At 64.4% G+C, this 19,837-nt stretch carries 21 protein-coding genes; 15 read left to right on the plus strand and 6 right to left on the minus strand.

Annotated elements, in window-relative coordinates; all coding sequences use genetic code 11:
• Window positions 1–17: 17 nt before the first annotated feature.
• Window positions 18–572 (plus strand): flagellar transcriptional regulator FlhC, encoded by a 555-nt coding sequence (gene flhC / locus QCE58_RS02050; RefSeq protein ID WP_008351890.1) that lies wholly within the window; start codon window positions 18–20, stop codon window positions 570–572.
• Between the two features lie 17 nt (window positions 573–589).
• Here flhC and QCE58_RS02055 read toward each other — a convergent pair whose 3' ends face one another.
• Complete coding sequence (locus QCE58_RS02055) at window positions 590–1,003, minus strand: hypothetical protein (RefSeq protein ID WP_409014088.1); 414 nt, start codon at window positions 1,001–1,003, stop codon at window positions 590–592.
• Window positions 1,004–1,313: 310 nt separating this feature from the next.
• Here QCE58_RS02055 and motA point away from each other — a divergent pair, with 310 nt between their 5' ends.
• The 13 genes from motA to QCE58_RS02120 all read left to right on the plus strand — a co-directional run bounded on the left by motA (window position 1,314) and on the right by QCE58_RS02120 (window position 14,552).
• Complete coding sequence (gene motA, locus QCE58_RS02060; protein ID WP_008351887.1) at window positions 1,314–2,174, plus strand: flagellar motor stator protein MotA; 861 nt, start codon at window positions 1,314–1,316, stop codon at window positions 2,172–2,174.
• A gap of 25 nt (window positions 2,175–2,199) precedes the next feature.
• A complete protein-coding gene (motB, locus tag QCE58_RS02065; RefSeq protein ID WP_250520899.1) occupies window positions 2,200–3,198 on the plus strand; it encodes a flagellar motor protein MotB in 999 nt (332 codons plus the stop codon).
• A 67-nt stretch (window positions 3,199–3,265) separates the two neighbouring features.
• Window positions 3,266–3,643: a response regulator gene (locus QCE58_RS02070; RefSeq protein ID WP_008351883.1), complete on the plus strand. Its 378-nt coding sequence runs from the start codon at window positions 3,266–3,268 to the stop codon at window positions 3,641–3,643.
• 51 nt (window positions 3,644–3,694) lie between these two features.
• Entirely contained in the window at window positions 3,695–5,995 is a 2,301-nt protein-coding gene (gene cheA, locus QCE58_RS02075; RefSeq protein ID WP_250520900.1) for a chemotaxis protein CheA, read from the plus strand.
• Window positions 5,996–6,012: 17 nt separating this feature from the next.
• A complete protein-coding gene (gene cheW, locus QCE58_RS02080) occupies window positions 6,013–6,531 on the plus strand; it encodes a chemotaxis protein CheW (RefSeq protein ID WP_008351879.1) in 519 nt (172 codons plus the stop codon).
• Between the two features lie 28 nt (window positions 6,532–6,559).
• Window positions 6,560–8,380 (plus strand): methyl-accepting chemotaxis protein, encoded by a 1,821-nt coding sequence (locus tag QCE58_RS02085; RefSeq protein ID WP_008351877.1) that lies wholly within the window; start codon window positions 6,560–6,562, stop codon window positions 8,378–8,380.
• 138 nt (window positions 8,381–8,518) lie between these two features.
• Window positions 8,519–9,442, plus strand: coding sequence for a CheR family methyltransferase (locus QCE58_RS02090; RefSeq protein WP_033536589.1), 924 nt, complete (start codon window positions 8,519–8,521; stop codon window positions 9,440–9,442).
• Window positions 9,439–10,164, plus strand: a complete 726-nt coding sequence (gene cheD / locus QCE58_RS02095; RefSeq protein ID WP_033536555.1) for a chemoreceptor glutamine deamidase CheD — start codon at window positions 9,439–9,441, stop codon at window positions 10,162–10,164. The genes QCE58_RS02090 and cheD overlap by 4 nt, the downstream gene beginning before the upstream one ends.
• Window positions 10,161–11,252, plus strand: coding sequence for a chemotaxis response regulator protein-glutamate methylesterase (locus tag QCE58_RS02100; protein WP_008351872.1), 1,092 nt, complete (start codon window positions 10,161–10,163; stop codon window positions 11,250–11,252). The genes cheD and QCE58_RS02100 overlap by 4 nt, the downstream gene beginning before the upstream one ends.
• Before the next feature lie 49 nt (window positions 11,253–11,301).
• Complete coding sequence (gene cheY, locus QCE58_RS02105; protein WP_008351870.1) at window positions 11,302–11,697, plus strand: chemotaxis response regulator CheY; 396 nt, start codon at window positions 11,302–11,304, stop codon at window positions 11,695–11,697.
• Window positions 11,698–11,699: 2 nt separating this feature from the next.
• Window positions 11,700–12,416 (plus strand): protein phosphatase CheZ, encoded by a 717-nt coding sequence (cheZ, locus tag QCE58_RS02110; RefSeq protein ID WP_008351868.1) that lies wholly within the window; start codon window positions 11,700–11,702, stop codon window positions 12,414–12,416.
• A gap of 256 nt (window positions 12,417–12,672) precedes the next feature.
• Window positions 12,673–13,215, plus strand: coding sequence for a DUF2844 domain-containing protein (locus tag QCE58_RS02115; protein WP_309779190.1), 543 nt, complete (start codon window positions 12,673–12,675; stop codon window positions 13,213–13,215).
• Window positions 13,216–13,232: 17 nt separating this feature from the next.
• The gene (locus QCE58_RS02120) at window positions 13,233–14,552 is read left to right on the plus strand and encodes a DUF3443 domain-containing protein (RefSeq protein ID WP_250501667.1); all 1,320 of its coding nucleotides are present in this window, start codon (window positions 13,233–13,235) and stop codon (window positions 14,550–14,552) included.
• A 61-nt stretch (window positions 14,553–14,613) separates the two neighbouring features.
• Here QCE58_RS02120 and QCE58_RS02125 read toward each other — a convergent pair whose 3' ends face one another.
• From QCE58_RS02125 to argS, 4 genes are all read right to left on the minus strand, one after another.
• Window positions 14,614–15,387, minus strand: coding sequence for an SDR family oxidoreductase (locus QCE58_RS02125; RefSeq protein ID WP_250480226.1), 774 nt, complete (start codon window positions 15,385–15,387; stop codon window positions 14,614–14,616).
• A 15-nt stretch (window positions 15,388–15,402) separates the two neighbouring features.
• On the minus strand, window positions 15,403–16,050 hold the full coding sequence (locus QCE58_RS02130; protein WP_034470441.1) for a thiol:disulfide interchange protein DsbA/DsbL: 648 nt from the start codon (window positions 16,048–16,050) through the stop codon (window positions 15,403–15,405).
• A 124-nt stretch (window positions 16,051–16,174) separates the two neighbouring features.
• The gene (locus QCE58_RS02135) at window positions 16,175–16,936 is read right to left on the minus strand and encodes an SPOR domain-containing protein (RefSeq protein ID WP_008351857.1); all 762 of its coding nucleotides are present in this window, start codon (window positions 16,934–16,936) and stop codon (window positions 16,175–16,177) included.
• A gap of 129 nt (window positions 16,937–17,065) precedes the next feature.
• Complete coding sequence (argS, locus tag QCE58_RS02140; RefSeq protein WP_309779192.1) at window positions 17,066–18,850, minus strand: arginine--tRNA ligase; 1,785 nt, start codon at window positions 18,848–18,850, stop codon at window positions 17,066–17,068.
• A gap of 259 nt (window positions 18,851–19,109) precedes the next feature.
• Between argS and QCE58_RS02145 the strand changes: the two genes are divergently transcribed.
• Entirely contained in the window at window positions 19,110–19,436 is a 327-nt protein-coding gene (locus QCE58_RS02145) for a DUF1840 domain-containing protein (RefSeq protein ID WP_008351853.1), read from the plus strand.
• A 103-nt stretch (window positions 19,437–19,539) separates the two neighbouring features.
• Here QCE58_RS02145 and QCE58_RS02150 read toward each other — a convergent pair whose 3' ends face one another.
• The gene (locus QCE58_RS02150) at window positions 19,540–19,746 is read right to left on the minus strand and encodes a hypothetical protein (RefSeq protein ID WP_008351852.1); all 207 of its coding nucleotides are present in this window, start codon (window positions 19,744–19,746) and stop codon (window positions 19,540–19,542) included.
• Window positions 19,747–19,837: the final 91 nt, after the last annotated feature.

Below are 19,837 nucleotides of genomic sequence, written 5' to 3' on the forward strand. Positions count from 1 at the left end.
GCCGCGCGCGAAGCCCGATGGCGACGAAAAGCGTGGTCGCGGAGGTCCGCGAAATCACTTTGGCGATCGAGCTGATCGAGCTCGGCGCGCGCCTGCAACTGCTCGAAGCGGAAACGAGCCTGTCGCGCGACCGTCTCATCAAGCTCTATAAGGAACTGAAAGGCGTGTCGCCGCCCAAGGGCATGCTGCCGTTCTCGACGGACTGGTTCATGACGTGGCAGCCGAACATCCATTCGTCGCTGTTTCACGGCATTTATCGCTTCATGGCGGCCAACGACAAGAGCCAGCCGACGATTCACGCGATCGTGAAAAGCTACCGCCTCTATCTCGAACACGCGGCGCTGTACGGCGACGAACCCGTGCTGTCGCTCACGCGCGCGTGGACGCTCGTGCGCTACTTCGAATCCGGCATGCTCCAGACCAACGTCTGCACGCGCTGCCGCGGACGTTTCGTCGCACATGCGTACGAACTGCGCGCCGGTTACGTGTGCGGCCTCTGCCAGCCGCCATCGCGCGCGGGCAAGACGCGCAAGGCGGGCGCGGACCGCGAAGCGGGGCGGATCGCCGCCTGATCCGCGCCCGCGTCCGTCTAAAAGCGATCGTGGTACGAAAGCCCGACGGTCATCCCGTGCGGCGTGCGCTGATACATGATCGCCCAATGCGTCACCGATGCGCCGATCCACGCACCGAGCGCGTCGGCGGCCAGATCCTTGTAGGAGAAGCCGTCCGTGCGGCAGGTTCCGTCGACGATTTCCTTCACCAAGCCCGGCGCAGTGCCGATCAACGTGCCGTAGACGACCGGATGGTCCGAGCCGCGCGTCAAATAGGCGCCGAGCGCGCCGAACGGCGCGGACGCGGCCACGTGGGCAAGTTTGTCGGAGCCGGTCCAGCTATCCGATGTCTGCATACGCCAGCCGCCGCGCGAACCGCTGCTGCAGTCGAAACCCGCATGCGCGAATGAACTCGCGGTCACTGTCAGCGCGAGCGCGCTGGCCTGTTTCATTGCTCTTGTCATCGTTCCCTCCGATTTCACGACTTCGCGTCTCCAACAAAACTGAACGCGCGTTCGTATTATCGGCAGAAAATGTGATGTTTCGTGTCGAACGGGAAAATTTTGTTTCGCTGCTAGGAAAAGTTCGATATTTGGTTGCCGTAAATCAGCGATTGAGACGCAGATTTTGCGAAACAGCGAGAAGGCCGCGCGGCAAACCGCACGGAACGTACAGCGGTTTGACCGTGCCCCAAAGTTTTCCGGTCGAGTGCCGTAAACCACTTAACGGCGGTCTTACCGCATCAAACGTGAGGACTCGACTGTGCTGATTTTCATTGGATCGCTCGTGACATTGCTGTCCGTCTTCGGCGGCTATGCCATCGAAGGCGGCCACCTTGGCGCGCTCATGCAGCCGGTCGAAATTCTGATGATCGCGGGCGCGGGCGTCGGCGCGTTCATCCTCGGCAACAACGTCAAGACCATCAAGGCGACGATTCAGGTGCTGCCGACGCTCTTCAAGGGCGCGAAGTACGACAAGAGCATGTACATGGAGCTGATGGGCCTGCTCTACGTGCTGCTCGCGAAAGCGCGCAAGGAAGGCACGCTCGCGCTCGAAGCGGATATCGAAGATCCGGCGAAGAGCCCGGTGTTCAGCCAGTACCCGAAGATTCTCGCGGACCATCACATCGTCGAATTCCTGACGGATTACCTGCGCCTCATGGTGAGCGGCAACATGAACGCGTTCGAGATCGAAAGCCTCATGGACGAGGAAATCGAGACGCATCACGTCGAAGGCGAAGCGCCGGCGCACGCGCTCACCAAGGTCGGCGACGCGATGCCCGCGTTCGGCATCGTCGCGGCGGTGATGGGCGTCGTGCACACGATGGCCTCCGCCGATCAGCCGCCCGCGATTCTCGGCGAGATGATCGCGCAGGCGCTCGTCGGCACCTTCCTCGGCATTCTGCTTTCGTACGGCTTCATCGGACCGCTCGCGAACGTCGCGGAACAGCGCGTCGCGGAGCAGACCAAGATGTTCCAGTGCATCAAGGTGACGATCCTCGCGAGCCTGAATGGCTACGCCCCCGCGATCGCGGTGGAATTCGGCCGCAAGGTGCTGTTCTCGACGGAGCGCCCGTCGTTCTCCGAGCTGGAAGAACACGTGCGCAAGGTCAAGTCGAAGTGACTTCCGCCATAGTCGAGACACAGCGATGAGCAACGATACCGATCGCCCGATATTCATCAAGCGCGTCGTCGCGGGCAAGAAAGGCCATCACGGCGGCGCGTGGAAACTCGCCTACGCGGACTTCATGACCGCGATGATGGCGTTCTTCCTGCTGATGTGGCTGCTTTCGTCGACGTCGCCGGTGCAGCGGCGCGGCATCGCCGAATATTTCCAGATGCCGCTCAAGGCCGCGATGGTCGGCGGCAAGACCGTCGGCATGGACAACAGCATCATCATGGGCGGCGGCCGCGACATTTCCAGCACCGACGCAGGCGCCGCGCGCAAGACCGATGGCGCCACGCAGCTCGCGCAGCGCGCCTCGTCCGACACCGACGAAGAACTGCTCAAGTCCGCGCAGGGCGAGCTCGAACGGCGCGAGCAGGTGCGCCTGCACGATCTTCAGGTGAAGCTCATGGCCGCGATCGAGGCCAATCCGACGCTGCGCCAGTTCAAGCAGCAGATCCGCATCGAATCGACGCAACAGGGCTTGCGCATCGAAATCGTCGATACCCAGAAGCGCCCGATGTTCGCGCTCTCCAGCGACGCCGTGCAGCCGTACATGCGCGACATCCTGCGCGAGATCGGCCGCTCGCTCAACGACGTGCCGAATCACATCGTCGTGCAGGGACACACAGACGCCGTGAAGTACGCGGGCGGCGACAAGGGCTACAGCAACTGGGAGCTGTCCGCGGACCGCGCGAACGCGTCGCGGCGCGAGCTGGTCGCGGGCGGCATGGACGAAGGAAAGGTGATGCGCGTGCTCGGACTCGCGTCGACGCAAAACCTGAACAAGAAAGATCCGCTCGATCCGGAGAACCGGCGCATCAGCGTGATCGTGCTCAATCGCAAGACGGAGCTGTCGATGCTGCGCGACGACGGCTCACGCGGCGCGACGCTCGACAACGGCACGGACGCGAACGGCAATCCGTCGTCGGCGCTCGGCCAGCTCATTCCCGGCGTCGCGGCGAGACCCGTGGCGAAGTGAGCAAAAACCTCGAAAAAGACGCTCAAGTGTCGACACGTTTCGACCGTCATCCCGGCAAGAGACAAACATGATCAAACACATTCTGGCAATCGACGATTCAGCCGCGATGCGGCAAATCCTCTCGGCGACGCTGGCGGCGGCGGGTTACCAAGTGACCGTTGCGTCGGACGGCGACGAGGGGCTGGAGTGGGCGCTCGCGGAGCGCTTCGATCTGGTTCTGACCGATCAGCACATGCCGGGCAGAAGCGGGCTCGATCTGATCGTGGCGCTGCGCGGAAATCCCGCATACAAGGCGACGCCGATTCTCGTGCTGACGACCGAAGGCGGCGAGCCGTTCAAGGACGCGGCGCGCTCGGCGGGCGCGACAGGCTGGATCGAGAAGCCGCTCGATCCGGACCTGCTGACGGAACTGGTCGCCGCGCTCTCCGAAGAAACGCAGCACTAAAGCGAACGCACAAGACAACTCGCGCACGCACGCGCCGATGGTGACTCAAGCATGACACTCGACATTACCCAGTTCTACCAGACCTTCTTCGACGAAGCAGACGAACTGCTCGCGCAGATGGAGCAACTGCTGCTCGTTCTGGACATCGCGAATCCCGATCCGGAAGACCTCGCGGCGATCTTCCGCGCGGCGCACTCGATCAAGGGCGGCGCGGCGACGTTCGGTTTCACCGCGCTCACCGAAACGACGCACATCCTCGAATCGCTGCTGGACCGCGCGCGCAACAACGAACTCGTCCTGCGCCGCGACATGATCGACACGTTCCTCGCGACGAAGGACGTGCTGTCGGATCAGCTCGCCGCGTATCGCGCGAGCGCGGAGCCGGATGCGGCCGCGGCCGCCGCGATCTGCGCGAAGCTCGAGCGTCTGAAGAACGAACAGGCCGAAGGCGCACCGTCCGGCCGGATCGAGCCGCCCGCGCTGCCGGGCGCCGACGCGAACGTCGCGTCCGCCGCGAGCGCGAACGCCGCGCCGGCCTACGACGGCCCGAATGCGCCGCCCGCCCACGTGCTTTCGCAGGCGATGGACGCGATCGAGGACGACGGCAACTGGGACGGCGCGTTCGAGCTCGCCGATGGAACGAATGCAGGAACCGCTGCCGCGACGCCGGGACACACCGGCGCGCCGCACGCGGAAGTTGGACCCCACCTGAAAATTACGCTACGGGGGGTGGGCGAGAAGGACTTGGCGACTCTGATCGAGGAGCTGGGGAACCTGGGAAGCATCGTCGGAGAAAAGAAAGCGGACGCCGAGTACGTGGTATGGCTCGACTCGGACGTCCCCGCCGACGATATCGTCGCTGTGTGCTGCTTCGTGATCGATGAAAAGCAGATCACGATCGGCCGCGGCGATGCAGCGGCGCAATCCGCAGAAGCCCAGCCGGCGCGCCTGGAAGCGACGGCCACGCAGATTGCGCAACCCACGATACACGAAGAGCCGAAGCAATCGCAGGCGCACACGGCGCCCGCATCCGCCGCTGGCAAGGAAGCAGTGAAGGAAGAAGCGGCGACGGCGGCGGGCTCGAAAGACCCGTCCGCCGCTCAGCCGGCAAAGTCCGCAGCAAGCGACGCCGACAAGAAAGCGCGCCCCCAGGCTGCGGCATCGGCGGAAGGCAGCTCGATTCGCGTCGGCGTGGAGAAGGTCGATCAGCTCATCAACCTGGTGGGCGAACTCGTCATCACGCAGGCGATGCTCGCGGAAACCACGAGCACGTTCGATCCCGCGTTGCACGACCGCCTGTTCAACGGCATGGCGCAGCTCGAGCGCAACGCGCGCGATCTGCAAGAGGCCGTCATGTCCATCCGCATGATGCCGATGGATTACGTTTTCAGCCGCTTCCCGCGCCTCGTGCGCGACATCGCCGGCAAGCTCGGCAAGGAAGTGGAACTCGTCACGTTCGGTCAGGCGACCGAACTCGACAAGAGCCTGATCGAGCGCATCATCGATCCGCTCACGCACCTCGTGCGCAACTCGCTCGATCACGGCATCGAGACCGTGGAAGCGCGCCGCGCGGCGGGCAAGTCGACGACCGGCCAGCTCGTGCTCTCGGCGGCGCATCACGGCGGCAACATCGTGATCGAAGTGAGCGACGACGGCGCGGGCCTGCGCCGCGACAAGATTCTCGCGAAGGCGCAGAAGCAGGGCATGCAGGTTTCCGAATCGATGAGCGACGAAGAAGTCTGGCAACTCATCTTCATGCCGGGCTTCTCGACCGCCGAACAAGTGACGGACATTTCCGGCCGCGGCGTCGGCATGGACGTGGTGAAGCGCAACATCCAGTCGATGGGCGGCCACGTCGAAATCATGTCGCGCCAGGGCGCGGGCACGACGACGAAGATCGTGCTGCCGCTCACGCTCGCGATTCTCGACGGCATGTCGGTGAAGGTCGGCAACGAGATCTTCATTCTGCCGCTCAACTTCGTGATGGAGTCGCTGCAACCGGTCGCCGAGGACATCTACACGGTCGCGAACGGCGAGCGCGTCGTGCGCGTGCGCGGCGAATATCTGCCGCTCGTCGCGCTGCATCGCGTGTTCGATGTCGAAGGCGCGCGCACGGAGCCGACGCAGGGCATCGTCACGATCATGCAGACGGAAGGACGCCGCTTCGCAATGCTGATCGACGAACTCGTCGGCCAGCAGCAAGTCGTCGTCAAGAACCTCGAAACGAATTACCGCAAGGTGCACGGCATTTCCGCCGCGACCATCCTGGGCGACGGAAGCGTCGCGCTGATCGTCGACGTGGCCGCGCTCAACCGCGAATCGCGCGCACAGCACGGCGCGCACGCTCACTAATACCGAAGGAGTCTTTCATGGCAGACGTTCAATCGATTCAAACCGCTGCGCCTTCGCGTCGTGACACGCAAAACACGGAAGCAGCCGGACAGGAATTCCTCGTGTTCACGCTCGGCGCCGAGGAATACGGCATCGACATCCTGAAAGTGCAGGAGATCCGCGGCTACGACAACGTTACACGCATCGCGAATGCGCCCGGGTTCATCAAGGGCGTGATCAATCTGCGCGGCATCATCGTGCCGATCGTCGACATGCGCATCAAGTTCAATCTGGGCCGCGTCGAGTACGACAACCAGACGGTCGTCATCATCCTGAACGTCGCGCATCGCGTGGTCGGCATGGTCGTCGACGGCGTGTCGGACGTGCTCACGCTCACGCAGGAACAGGTGATGCCCGCGCCGGAATTCGGCGGCACGCTCGCGACCGAATATCTGACGGGCCTCGGCACGGTCGACGGCCGCATGCTGATCCTGATGGACATCGAGAAGCTCATGACGAGCCGCGAGATGGAGTTGATCGACTCCGTCGGCGCATAAAAACGTATTCAGGAAGCAGGAAGAAGCCATGCTGAAGAAGTTGTCGATCCGCACGACGCTCACGCTCGTCGGCTTGTTGTTCGTCGGTTGCGCGGCGCTCATCGGCGCACTCGCGCTCGTGGGACTGAACTCGGCCAATGCGTCGCTCGCGTCGCTCGCGCAGGAAGACATGGTCGCGATGCGCGCGCTGTCGGAAACGTCGTCGTATCTGCTGCGCTCGCGCGTGACGCTCGACCGCGTGCGTTCGCTCGCCGAAGCGGGCAATACGGAAGAAGCGAAGAAGGCGATCGATCGCGGCCAGTATCTGCTCGACAAGAGCAACGAGAACTGGAAGCTCTATCTCGATACGCCGAAGCCGATGCTCCCGAAGGACACGCTCGATGCGCTCGTCGCCCAGCACGAGACGCTCGTGAAGACCGGCGTGGAGCCGGAATTCACCGCGATCCGGGCGAACGACCTGGCCGCGTATCACGCGATCGCGGACACGAAGATCAGCCCGATGTTCGTCGCGTTCGATCAGGCCGTGACGGCTGCGGTCGCGTCGCATCAGGCGCACGCGGAAAGCTCGCGCGTCAGCACGTCGTCGAATATCGCGGCGCTCAACATGACGATCGGCGCGGTGCTCGTGCTCGCGGTGCTGATGCTGATCGGCACGCGCATGGCGCTCTCCAGCCTGATCGTGAAGCCGATCAACGAGGCCGTCGATCACTTCGACCGCATCTCGCGCGGCGATCTCACGCAGTCCGCGCAGAGCGAAAGCGGCAACGAAATCGGCCGCCTGTTCGCGGGTATCGAGCGCATGCGCGGCAATCTGACGACGATGGTCGGCGCGGTACATCGCGGCGCGGAATCGATCGATGTCGGCGCGCATGAAATCGCGAGCGGCAACACGGATCTGTCGCAGCGCACGGAAGAGCAGGCGGCGTCGCTGCAGGAAACGGCGTCGAGCATGGAAGAGCTCACGAGCACGGTGAAGCAGAACGCCGACAACGCGCGCCAGGCGAGCCAGCTCGCGGTGAACGCGTCGGATATCGCTTCGCGCGGCGGTGAAGTCGTCGAGCAGGTCGTCGAGACGATGCACGCCATTGCATCGAGCTCGAACAAGGTGGTGGACATCATCGGCGTGATCGAAGGCATCGCGTTCCAGACCAACATTCTCGCGTTGAACGCGGCCGTGGAAGCGGCGCGCGCGGGCGAGGAAGGGCGGGGATTCGCGGTCGTGGCGGGCGAAGTGCGCTCGCTCGCGCAACGCAGCGCGGCGGCGGCGAAGGAAATCAAGGCGCTCATCGGCGATTCGGCCGCGAAGGTCGACAGCGGCACGGAACTCGTCGCGCGCGCCGGTCAGACGATGAGCGAGATCGTGCAGGCGGTGCGCCGCGTGACCGACATCATGGGCGAGATCAGCGCGGCGTCGGAGGAACAGTCCGATGGCATCGAGCAGGTCAATCGCGCCGTCACGCAGATGGACAGCGTGACGCAACAGAACGCCGCGCTCGTCGAGCAGGCGGCCGCCGCTGCGGCATCGCTCGAAGAGCAGACGCGTCAGCTGAAGGACGTGGTCGCGCAATGGCGCGTGCAAGGCGCGGCGGCAGCGCCGGCGCGCACGAGCGCATCGACGGCCGTGGCGCGTCTTGCGCCGGCGGCGCGCGTCGAACCGTCGACGTCTTCGGTTGCAGCGAAAGCGAAAGCTGTCGAGACGCCAAAAGTTGCGCCGGAAGCGGCCGTTAATAAGGAAGCAGTCAAGGAAACAGTCAAGCCGGCGATCAAGCCGGCGAGCGTTGCCAAGCCCGCTGCGGCACCGCGTGCGAAAGCGACGACCGCCGACGACGGCGACTGGGAAACCTTTTAACCGGACCGGAACGAAAACGGCCATGCAGGCATCGCGCACCACGATCGACACGCAGGAAAAGCGCGAGTCCGCATGGTCGAGCGCGACGAACACGCCACATCGGACGTCGGGGACGACGTCAAGGAAGCACGAAACATCATGATGGCAACGCGCAACGCGCGCGTCGACTTGCCCGCCAATGTGCGCGGCACGGAAGTCGAGCGCGATTTCGAATTCACATCGGCGGATTTCGCCCGCATTCGCGAGCTGATTCATCGCCGCGCAGGCATCTCGCTGTCGGACCACAAACGCGACATGGCGTACAGCCGCCTCGCGCGCCGGCTGCGCGCCTGCGGCATCGATACGTTCAAGCAGTATCTCGACCGTCTCGAAACCAACGACGACAACGCCGAATGGGAAGCGTTCGTCAACGCGCTGACCACGAACCTGACGGCGTTTTTCCGCGAGTCGCATCACTTTCCGATTCTCGCGGACTTCGTGAAGCGCCGGCAGCAGCCGTTCTCGGTGTGGTGCTCGGCGGCGTCGACCGGCGAGGAGCCGTATTCCATCGCGATGACGCTCGTCGAAGCGTTGGGCGAACACGCCGCGCGCCAGTGCACGGTGTTCGCGAGCGACATCGACAGTCAAGTGCTCGCGAAAGCCGAAGCGGGCGTGTATTCGCTCGATCAGGTGAAGGCATTGCCCGTCGAGCGTCTCAAGCGCTTCTTCCTGAAGGGCACGGGCGCGCACGCGGGTCTCGTGAAAGTGCGCCCCGAGTTGCGCGCGATGGTGAACTTCGGCCGCGTGAATCTGACCGAAGCGCGCTACGACGTGAAAGGCCCGTTCGACGCGATCTTCTGCCGCAACGTGATGATCTACTTCGACAAGCCGACGCAGGGCCAGGTGCTCACGCGCTTCGAGCCGCTGATGAAGCCGGGCGCGCTGCTCTTCGCGGGGCATTCGGAGAACTTCACGTATGTGTCGCAGGCGTTCCGGCTGCGCGGCCAGACCGTGTACGAACTCACGCGCGATACGAAGGTTGCGAGCGGATCGAAGCGCGCGCTCGCGGGAGAGCCGGCATGAGCGGTCTGCCAATGGCGTCGAATCTCTATTTCGACAATCACTTCAAGAAGCAGGGCGTGAAGCTCCTGCCGAACGAGTTCTACATGACGAGCGAAGACATGGTGCTCGTCACGGTGCTGGGTTCGTGCGTGGCGGCGTGCATCCACGATCGCACGGCGGGCATCGGCGGCATGAATCACTTCATGTTGCCCGATGACGGTTCCGACGCGTCGCACGCATCGTCGGATTCGATGCGCTACGGCGCGTACGCGATGGAAGTGCTCATCAACGAGCTCATCAAGCGCGGCGGACGGCGCGAGCGCTTCGAAGCGAAGGTGTTCGGCGGCGGCGCGGTGCTCGCGGGCATGACGACCATCAACATCGGCGATCGCAATTCGGAGTTCGTGCGGCGTTATCTCGCGCTGGAAAAGATTCGCATCGTCGCCGAGGACTTGCAGGGCGCGCATCCGCGCAAGGTCGCGTTCATGCCGCGCTCGGGTCAGGTGATGGTCAAGAAGCTGAAGACGGCGCATGACCCGGTGGTCGTCGAGCGCGAGCAGGCGCTCGTGCAGCGCACGCCGGAAGAGCGCGCGGAGCGGCTCGCGAAAGCGCGTGCGCGCGTCGAGCTGTTTCAGTCGAACGCGAAACCGCGTGCGGAGTCGTTCACGACGAATGCATCGGCGGCGAAGCGCCCGCGCGTCGAGTTGTTCACGTCGCGTCTCAAGACCGTGGAGGAAGCATGAACACAGCGCCAAAGATCAAAGTGCTGTGCGTCGACGATTCGGCGCTCGTGCGCAGCCTGATGACCGAGATCATCAACGCGCAGCCCGACATGCACGTCTGCGCGACCGCGCCCGATCCGCTCGTCGCGCGCGAGCTCATCAAGCTGCATAACCCGGACGTGCTCACGCTCGACGTCGAAATGCCGCGCATGGACGGCCTCGACTTCCTGGAAAAGCTGATGCGCCTGCGACCGATGCCGGTCGTGATGGTGTCGTCGCTGACCGAGCGCGGCAACGAAATCACGCTGCGCGCGCTGGAACTCGGCGCGGTCGATTTCGTCACGAAGCCGAAAGTCGGCATCCGCGACGGCATGCTCGATTACGCGGAAAAGCTCGCCGACAAGGTGCGCGCCGCATCGCGGGCACGCGTGAAGCAGACGACGCACGCGGCGAGCGCGCCGGCGAACGCGGCGACGCACAAGCCCGCGCCGCATTTCAACAATCCGCTCGTGTCGACGGAAAAGCTCGTGATCGTCGGCGCTTCGACGGGCGGAACGGAAGCGATCCGCGAAGTGCTCGTGCCGCTGCCGCCCGATGCGCCCGCGGTGCTCATCGCGCAGCACATGCCGCCGGGCTTCACGAAGTCGTTCGCGCAGCGCCTGAACGGGCTGTGCCGCATCACCGTGAAGGAAGCGGAGCACGGCGAGCGCGTGTTGCCGGGCCACGCGTACATCGCGCCCGGCCACGCGCATCTGGTGCTCGCGAGGAGCGGTGCGAACTATGTCGCGCATCTGTCGGATGCGCCGCCCGTGAACCGGCATCGGCCTTCGGTCGACGTGCTGTTCCGTTCGGCGGCGCAGCACGCGGGCAAGAACGCGATCGGCGTGATCCTGACCGGCATGGGCCGCGACGGCGCCGCCGGTCTTCTGGACATGCAGCAGGCGGGCGCTTACACGCTCGCGCAGGACGAAGCGAGTTGCGTGGTGTTCGGCATGCCGCGCGAAGCGATTGCAATGGGCGGTGCGAGCGAAATCGCGCCGCTCTCTGAAATGAGCCGGCGCGTGATGGCGCGGCTTGCCTCGATGGGCGAACGCGTACAGCGCGTCTGAACTTTGGATTTAAGCGGCGCCGCCGCATTGAGAACACACTGGAGTCATGATGGACAAGAACATGAAGATCCTCGTCGTCGACGATTTTCCGACGATGCGCCGTATCGTGCGTAACCTGCTCAAGGAGCTGGGCTACGGCAACGTCGACGAAGCCGAAGACGGCGCGGCGGGCCTCGCGCGTCTGCGCGGCGGCGGATTCGACTTCGTGATCACCGACTGGAACATGCCGAACCTCGACGGCCTGTCGATGCTTCAGCAGATCCGCGCGGACGCGACGCTCTCGCATCTGCCGGTGCTGATGGTGACGGCCGAGTCGAAGAAGGAAAACATCATCGCGGCGGCGCAAGCGGGCGCGAACGGTTACGTGGTGAAGCCTTTCACGGCCGCCACGCTCGACGAGAAGCTCACCAAGATTCTCGAGAAGATGGCCAAAGCGGGGAGCTGATCTTGAACGATCTGACCACTGAACTCGCAGCCGCGGTCGCCGCGGTTGCCGAAAGCGAAGGCGATCCGTCGAGCGACCGCATTCTCGCGCGCATCGGCCAACTGACGCGCACGCTGCGCGATTCGATGCGCGAGCTCGGCCTCGACAAGCAGGTCGAAGCCGCCGCGCAAGCCGTGCCCGACGCGCGCGACCGCCTGAAATATGTCGCGACGATGACCGAGCAGGCCGCCGAGCGCGCGCTCAACGCGATCGAGCTTGCCAAGCCGATGCAGGAATCGCTGCAAACCGAAGCGCAGGCGCTCGACGCGCGCTGGGCGAAGTGGTACGGCGCGCCGCTCGCGCAGGGCGAGGCGGGGGAACTGCTCGCGCAGACGCGCTCGTTCCTGCAGAGCGTGCCGGAGCGCACCCAGGCGACCAATGCCCAATTGCTCGAAATCATGCTCGCGCAGGATTTCCAGGATCTGACCGGCCAGGTCATCAAAAAGATTACGGACGTCGTGTATCTGATCGAGCAGCAATTGCTGGGCGTTTTGCTCGAGAACATCGCGCCGGAACGCCGCGAGCAGTTCGCTGCATCGGCGGCGGCGCTGATGTCGGCAGTGTCGACCGGCAGTCCGGAAAGCCTGCTGAACGGTCCGCAAATCAATCCCGAAGGACGCAGCGACGTCGTGCAGGATCAGTCACAAGTGGACGATCTGCTCGCCAGCCTGGGATTTTGAGGGTGATTTTGTAAGCCTTCGTAACTTAGGCCGGCATCGAAGTTGCGAGATGACGCGAAGCGCATACCATTGCGCTTCGCGTTTTTTATTTCGTGCGCTTGCGAACGTTAGGACGGTTCCACCTGGCTGGCATACTGACGATGTTCGCGCCCGCACGATTTTGGGGCGAAAGGCGGTGGCGCATCTGTCACTCAATCGTCAAGCACCGGTCTCTGAATCAAGTGGCGGGGCCGGCGGATAACCGATAGGAGGCCCAGTGAAGGCACCGAAGCAATCCCGTCATGGGCATCTCATGAGCGCGTTGGCAATCGTTGCCGGCGCGCTCGGCGTGAGCGCGGCAGCGCCCGCCTACGCCGTGCTCGGCGGCCAGCCGATGGCAGCGCCGCAAGGCGCCACGGCGGAATCATCCACGGCCGCGCTCGCGCGTGCGGCCGTCGCAAGCGGCGCATCGAGCGCATCGAGCGCATCGACGACATCGGCGTCGAACTACACCGTTCGCACGACCACGCTCGCGAGCGGAACGGTCATCAACGAATATTTGTCGACGGAAGGCGTCGTGTTCGGCATCGCGTGGCACGGTCCCCGCATGCCGGATCTCGCCAGCCTGCTCGGCAGCTATTTCCCGCAGTATCAGCAGGGCCTGAAGGCGCAACGCGCCGCGCGCGGCGGCCGCGGGCCGGTCAGCGTGCAGGATTCCGGACTCGTCGTGGATTCGGGCGGTCACATGGGCTCGTTCGCGGGCAGCGCGTATTTGCCGCAATCGTTGCCTGCCGGCGTGTCCGCCAGCGACATCCAGTAAGCGACGGGAGACTCAGTATGCATAGAACGACACTCGGCCATCCCGCTCTCTCTTCGTCCCGGCGCGGCGGCCTTGCCCGCTGGCTCGGCGTGCTCTGCCTTTCCGTCACGCTCGCGGCCTGCGGCGGTGGCGGCGGCGACGACTCCAGTTCCAGCAGCGGCGGCGGTTCGTCGGGCGGCTCCGGCGGCTCGGGCGGTTCCAGCGGCGGCGGCTCGACCACCAGCACCGCGAACGCGCAGCCGATCGCGCCCAACGGCACGAACGCGGTGGCGATCAACGTCAACTCCGGCGCCGCGGGCTTCGTCAACATTCCGAACGTATCGGTGACGGTGTGCGCGCCGGGCTCGTCGGTGTGTCAGACGATCGACAACATTCAGGTCGACACGGCGTCCTTCGGCCTGCGCATTCTCGGATCGGCGGCGCAGAACGTGCTCGGCAGCCTGCCGACCTCGCGCGCGTCGAACGGCGGGCAGCTCGCCGAATGCGCCGGTTTCGCCGACGGCTACACGTGGGGCACCGTCCGCACGGCCGACGTGAAGATGGGCACGGAAGTGGCGTCGGGCGTGCCGATTCAGATCATCGGCGATCTGAGTGCATCCGCGGCGCCGACCGGCGACAACGGCTGTCCGTCCGGCAGCGACGAAAATTCGACCGCCGACATCGGCGCGAACGGCATTCTCGGCATCGGCCCGCAGGCCTACGACTGCGGCGACGGCTGCGCGAGCACGGCGCTCAACGCGATGTACTTCTCGTGCACCAACGGCGCGAATTGCTCGGGTGTCGCGGTGCCGCTGGCGCAGCAAGTGACGAATCCGGTCACCAAGTTCGCGGTCAACAACAACGGCGTGATCGTGCAATTGCCGCCCGTTGCCGATAACGGCGCGGCCACCGCGACCGGCGTGCTGATATTCGGCATCGGCACGCAGAGCAACAACGGGATCAGCAACGTGACGAAGTACGGCACCGACCCCTATGGCGACCTGACCGGCACGTACAAGGGCAAGACGTACAAGACGTTCTTCGACACCGGGTCGAACGGCAACTTCTTCCAGGATAGTTTTCCGCTGTGCAACGGATCGTCGGCGTTCTATTGCCCGAGCGCGACGCAGTCGCTGTCGACCACGATCAAAGGCAGCGAAGGCAACAGCGCCACCGTGCCGTTCCTGCTCGCCAACGCGAGCACGCTGACGCAAGGCAAGAACAAGTTCGCCTTCAACAGTCTCGGCGGTCAGTTGGGCATGTCGAACTTCTTCGACTTCGGCTTGCCGTTCTTCTTCGGCCGGCATGTCTACGTCGGATACCAGTTGCCGAACAGCTCGGCCTACGTGGCGTTCTGACCGTTCGGACGTTCGCCCGATAAAAAACCGGCTGCGTTTGCGCGCAGCCGGTTTTTTTACGTCATTCGTCCGCGCGTGGTTTGCGTGGCGCGCGTTCGGCGAGCGCGTCGTAGAGCCAGCGCGGCAGGACGTGCATCAGCATGCCCGCGACGCGCATCTGCCATGGAAACGTCGCGTAGCGCACTTTGCGATCGATCGCGTCGGCGGCTTTCGCGGCGAAGCGGTCGGCGTCCATCAGGAACGGCATGCGATACGGATTGTGCGCGGTCATCTCCGAGCGCACGTAGCCCGGCGCGATCGTGACGACGGCCACGCCGAGCGGGCGCATCTCCACGCGCAACGATTCCAGATATTTCGCCACCGCCGATTTCGACGCGCTGTACGCGCCGCCGCCGGGCAGCCCGCGCACGCCCGCGACGCTCGCAATGCCGACGAGCGTGCCGCGCCGCGCGGCCGTCATCGACGCGACGAACGGCTCGAATGTCGCGACCATGCCGAAATAGTTCACGTCCATCACGGCACGGAAGGTGTCGAGATCGCCGTGGCCCGTCAGCGCGCCGCGGCTCATGCCCGCGTTCGCGATGACGACATCCGCCGTGCCGTGCTCCGCGATGAAGCGGCGCGCGGCATCGGCGAGCGCGTCGGGGTCGCGCACATCGGCGGGATAGATCGAGATGGAGCTTTGCGGATGACGGGCCGCGAATGCGGCGAGGGAATCGGCGCGGCGGGCGACGAGGCCGAGGATGGCCCCGCGCTTCACATACTCTTCGGCCATTGCAAGGCCGATGCCGCTCGACGCCCCGGTGATAAAGACCTTCAAACGAACTGCGGTCATGCGGAGCGTCGGTGCTTACAGCTTCTTGTCGCGGACTTGCTGGACGAGGAAGTCCATGACCTGCGTCGTCCCCGGCAGGCTGTTGGTCATCGCCGGGCCGGTTTCGTACTTGCCCTGCACGACGACCGTCGGCACGCCGTCGATCTTGTAGTCCTGCAGGAGCTTGGCGTCGCGCTGCACGGCGCTTTGCGTCGAGAACGAGTTATACGCGTCCATGTACTTCTTCGGATCGACGCCCTGCGTCTTGAGGAAGTCCGCCTGCGCCTGCGGCGTCAGCAGATAGTTCTTCTTCACGTGGATTTCGTTGAACACGGCCGGCGTGACCTTTTCCGCGACGCCGAGCGCGTCGAGCGCGTGATACATCTTCGAGTGCGGAATAAAGTCGTCGCGGAATGCCACCGGCACGCGCTTGAACACGACGTCCGGACCTTGCTTCTTCGCCCATGCCTCGATGTACGGCTCGAACTCGTTGCAATGCGGGCAGCCGTACCAGAAGAACTCGATGACCTCGACCTTGCCCGCAGGCGCGGCGATCGGCTGAGCCGCCTGCAGCACGGTGTAATCCTTGCCGGCGGTGGGCGCGGCCATCGCGGAATTCGCGACGCTCAGGGATGCGGCTGCGATGCCGAGGGAGAGAGCCAACGCGCTAAAGATTTTTTTCATGATTGAAGAGATACGCAATGGAAACGCGACGGAACAAAAGCAGGCCCATAAGTGGGACATACGACGCTTAAGCCACGCTTAAGCGTCGCGGCGCTTCGACTTCGTTTGCTGCGTTATTGCTTCGTTATTGCTTCGAGAAACGGATGACGGCGGTATCGACGCCCGCATCGGACAGACGCTGGCGCGCGGTGTTCATGTCCTCGAACTTCGCGAACGGCCCGATCCGCACGCGATAGTACGTGACGCCGCCTGCATCGCGCTGCGTGACCTTCGATTCGAAGCCCTGGAAGCCGAGACGCGCGCGCTGCTGTTCGGCATCCGCCTGCGTCTTGTACGCGCCGACTTGCAGGAAGTAGCCCGTGTTCGGCTCGCCGGGCGCGGGCGGCGTGGTCTTCGCCGTCGTGGGCGCCGAGCCGCCCTTCGGCGGCGTGGCGTTCGCGTTGCTCGTCGCGGCGGGCGCGCCCGGTGCGGCTTCGGGCTTCTTCGCGGGCGCCGTGCTCGCGGTCTTCGGCGCCGATGCCGTTGCGCCCGACGGCGGTACTTCGACGATCTGCGGCTCGTCGAGCATGCCCGACGACTGCGTCTGATTGTTGGTCTGGCCCGGCGCGGTGTTGGGCGGCGTGGGCTGCGCGGCTTGCGGCACCGCCTGGCCCGGCGTCTTGCCTTGCAGCGGACGATTCGGATCGTACGGTTGCGCGGCGGCAGGCGCGGAGTTGGCCTCGGACGGCGGCGGCGCGACCTTCGCCACGAATGGCGTGGGCGCACGCGTGATGTACAGCGCGACGATTACGGCAATCGCGAGGCCGACGATCAGGCCCAGCACGATACCGATAAACGTTCCCCCCGTTTGCTTCGACTGCTTCGATGTGCGGCGTGGTTTTGCCATCGTATGAATCACCTGCGAGAAAGTCTTCTGGTTGGGCGACGATTATAGCGGCGGCTCAAGACAAGCCCGCGCCAGGCATCTGCTTGCGCACGCCGAAAATTCTGAATTCGTGCGTGCGCGGCAGAAGGGTCACATCTTTTGAGGAGCGGAAACGCCGATGGTCGCGAGACCGTTTTCGAGAACCTGACGCGTCGCCGCGAGCAGCGCGATGCGCGCGGTGCGTTCCTTTTCGTCGTCCACGAGCACGCGCTCCGCATTGTAGAACGAGTGAAATTCGCCAGCGAGATCGCGCAGATAGAACGCGACGGCGTGCGGCGCGAGTACGTCGGCGGCGTGCGCGAGCATTTCGGGGAATTCGGCGAGCTTGTTGAGCAGCGCCATTGCGCGGTCGCTCGACAGCGGCGAGAGATCGGCCTGCGCTGCCTTCGAAATGTCGCCGCCGAACTTCTCCTTCCAGTCGTTCAGGATCGTGCAAATGCGCGCGTGCGCGTATTGCACGTAATAGACCGGATTCTCGTCGTTCTGCTTGAGCGCGAGGTCGATGTCGAACACGAATTCGGTGTCGGCCTTGCGCGAAATGAGGAAGAAGCGCACGGCATCGCGGCCGCGGCGGATGGTGTCCTCGTCGATCTGATCGGGCGCGGTTTCGTGGCCCGGCGTGAGTCCGCCCGACCATTCGATCAGATCGCGCACCGTCACGTAGCTGCCCGCGCGTTTGGAGATTTTCACTTCCTGGCCGTCGCGCATGACGGTGACCATCTTGTGCAGCACGTAGTCGGGATAGCCCTTCGGAATGCCGATGCCGAGTCCCTGCAAGCCGGCGCGCACGCGCGCGATCGTGCCGTGATGGTCCGAGCCCTGGATGTTGATGACCTTTGTGTAGCCGCGTTCCCACTTGGTCACGTGATACGCCACGTCCGGCACGAAGTACGTGTACGTGCCGTCGGACTTCTTCATGACGCGGTCCTTGTCGTCGCCGTCGTCGGTGGTGCGCAGCCACAGCGCGCCGTCCTGCTCGTACGTCTTGCCGGCATCGACGAGCGCCGCGACCGTCTTCTCGACACGGCCTTCCTTGTACAGCGACGACTCCAGATAGAACTGGTCGAACTTCACGCCGAACGCGGTGAGATCCATGTCCTGCTCGTGACGCAGATACGCGACCGCGAAATGACGGATGGCTTCGAGGTCCTCGACGTCGCCTTTGCCCTTCACCGGTTCGCCGTCCTTCGCCGCGACGGTTTCGCCCGCCATGTAGTCGCGCGCGATATCGGCGATGTACTCGCCGTTGTACGCCGCTTCCGGCCACTGCTCGTCGCCCGGCTTGAGGCCGCGCGCGCGCAGTTGCGTGGACGTGGCGAGATTGCCGATCTGCACGCCCGCGTCGTTGTAGTAGAACTCGCGATGCACGTCGTAGCCCTGCGTTTCGAGCAGGTTCGAGAGCGCATCGCCGAGCGCCGCCTGACGGCCGTGGCCGACATGCAGCGGGCCCGTCGGGTTCGCCGATACGAATTCGACGAGCACGTGCCTGCCGGCGTCGCGCGTCGAACGGCCGAACGCGGCGGCTTCGCCGAGCACGGCCGGGATCACGTCTTGCTTGGCCGTCGCCGAAAGACGCAGATTGATGAAGCCCGGACCCGCCACTTCGGCGCTCTCGACGAGACCCTTCGCGGCCGGCAGGCCGAGCACCGCATCGACGATCTGCTGCGCGAGCTGACGCGGATTCGCGCGCAGCGGCCTGGCGAGCTGCATCGCGACATTCGACGCCACGTCGCCGTGCGCCGCGACCTTCGGTCGTTCGAGGACGATCGTGGGCGTGACGAAGGCCGCTTCGCTGGCGCCTTGCGTGGCTTGCGCGACCTGCTTGACCGCGTCGGTGATGAGCGTTTCGAGAGTGTGTTTATGTGCGGGCAGCATGCTGAATGTGATCCAGTGGAGCGAGGGCTGACGGGGCGCGTTCCGGCGTGCATGCCGGCTCGGAAGGACGTCTTCGCGACGCGTTGGCCCCGCATGTGGTGTTGGCAGGCGAACGGAACCGGCCACCACATAAAGTGGGGATTTTAGCAGGTGCTAATATGTCGAATCAGGGTGTCGTCATGTTGTCAGGGAGACCGGCTCGTCTGCGCGTTTCGTTTGCAAACCGCCTATGACCCAACATAAACAAAAGGACCATGCCATGCTGATCACATTCAAATCCCCGGCCGCACCGGATGTCATCATGCTCGAGAACCTCGCGGAGTACTTGCTCGGCATCATCGGCAAGCAGCTCACGGCGCGGGGCGTCATCACGCACGATGAAATTCCCGCCGCCATTCAGAAGCTCGAAGCGGCGGTCGTCACCGACAAGAGAGAGCGCGCCGAGCACGACGGCCGTTTTCATGAAGGCGAAGAAGGACATGAGCCGCACGAGCTTCCCATCGGGCTCGCGCAGCGCGCGTTTCCTTTCCTCGACATGCTTCGCCTCGCGCAAAAGCACGACAAGGACATTCTCTGGGGCGTCTGAGGCGCGCGATTCGCAGCGACACAAAGAAAAACCCGCATCGTTTCCGATGCGGGTTTTTTTCTTCCGACGAAACGTCTGACGGCTTCAGTCGCGCTGCGGCGGGTTACTGCGACTGGCCGCCTTCCGGCCCGGCGGGTTTCGCGGGCGGATGTTGCTTCTTCGGCTTCTTCGGTTTCTTCTTGTGCTCGGTTTGCGGCGGCGAGTACGACGAAGCCTCGGTGCTGCTCGCCTGCGCGAAAGCGGCGGTACTCGACGCGGCGAGCAAAGCCGCGGTGATCGCTACGGTTACGGCGGACGTCATCTTCTTCATGCGACTTTCTCCGTTGACGAAAAGAATGCGTTGGCCGTCATGTCGACGGCTTATCGCGCTGACAAGTCTACGGAATTCAAAAATTTCCCGC

This window comes from Caballeronia sp. LZ028 (genome assembly GCF_031451415.1).
Taxonomy (GTDB): domain Bacteria; phylum Pseudomonadota; class Gammaproteobacteria; order Burkholderiales; family Burkholderiaceae; genus Caballeronia; species Caballeronia zhejiangensis.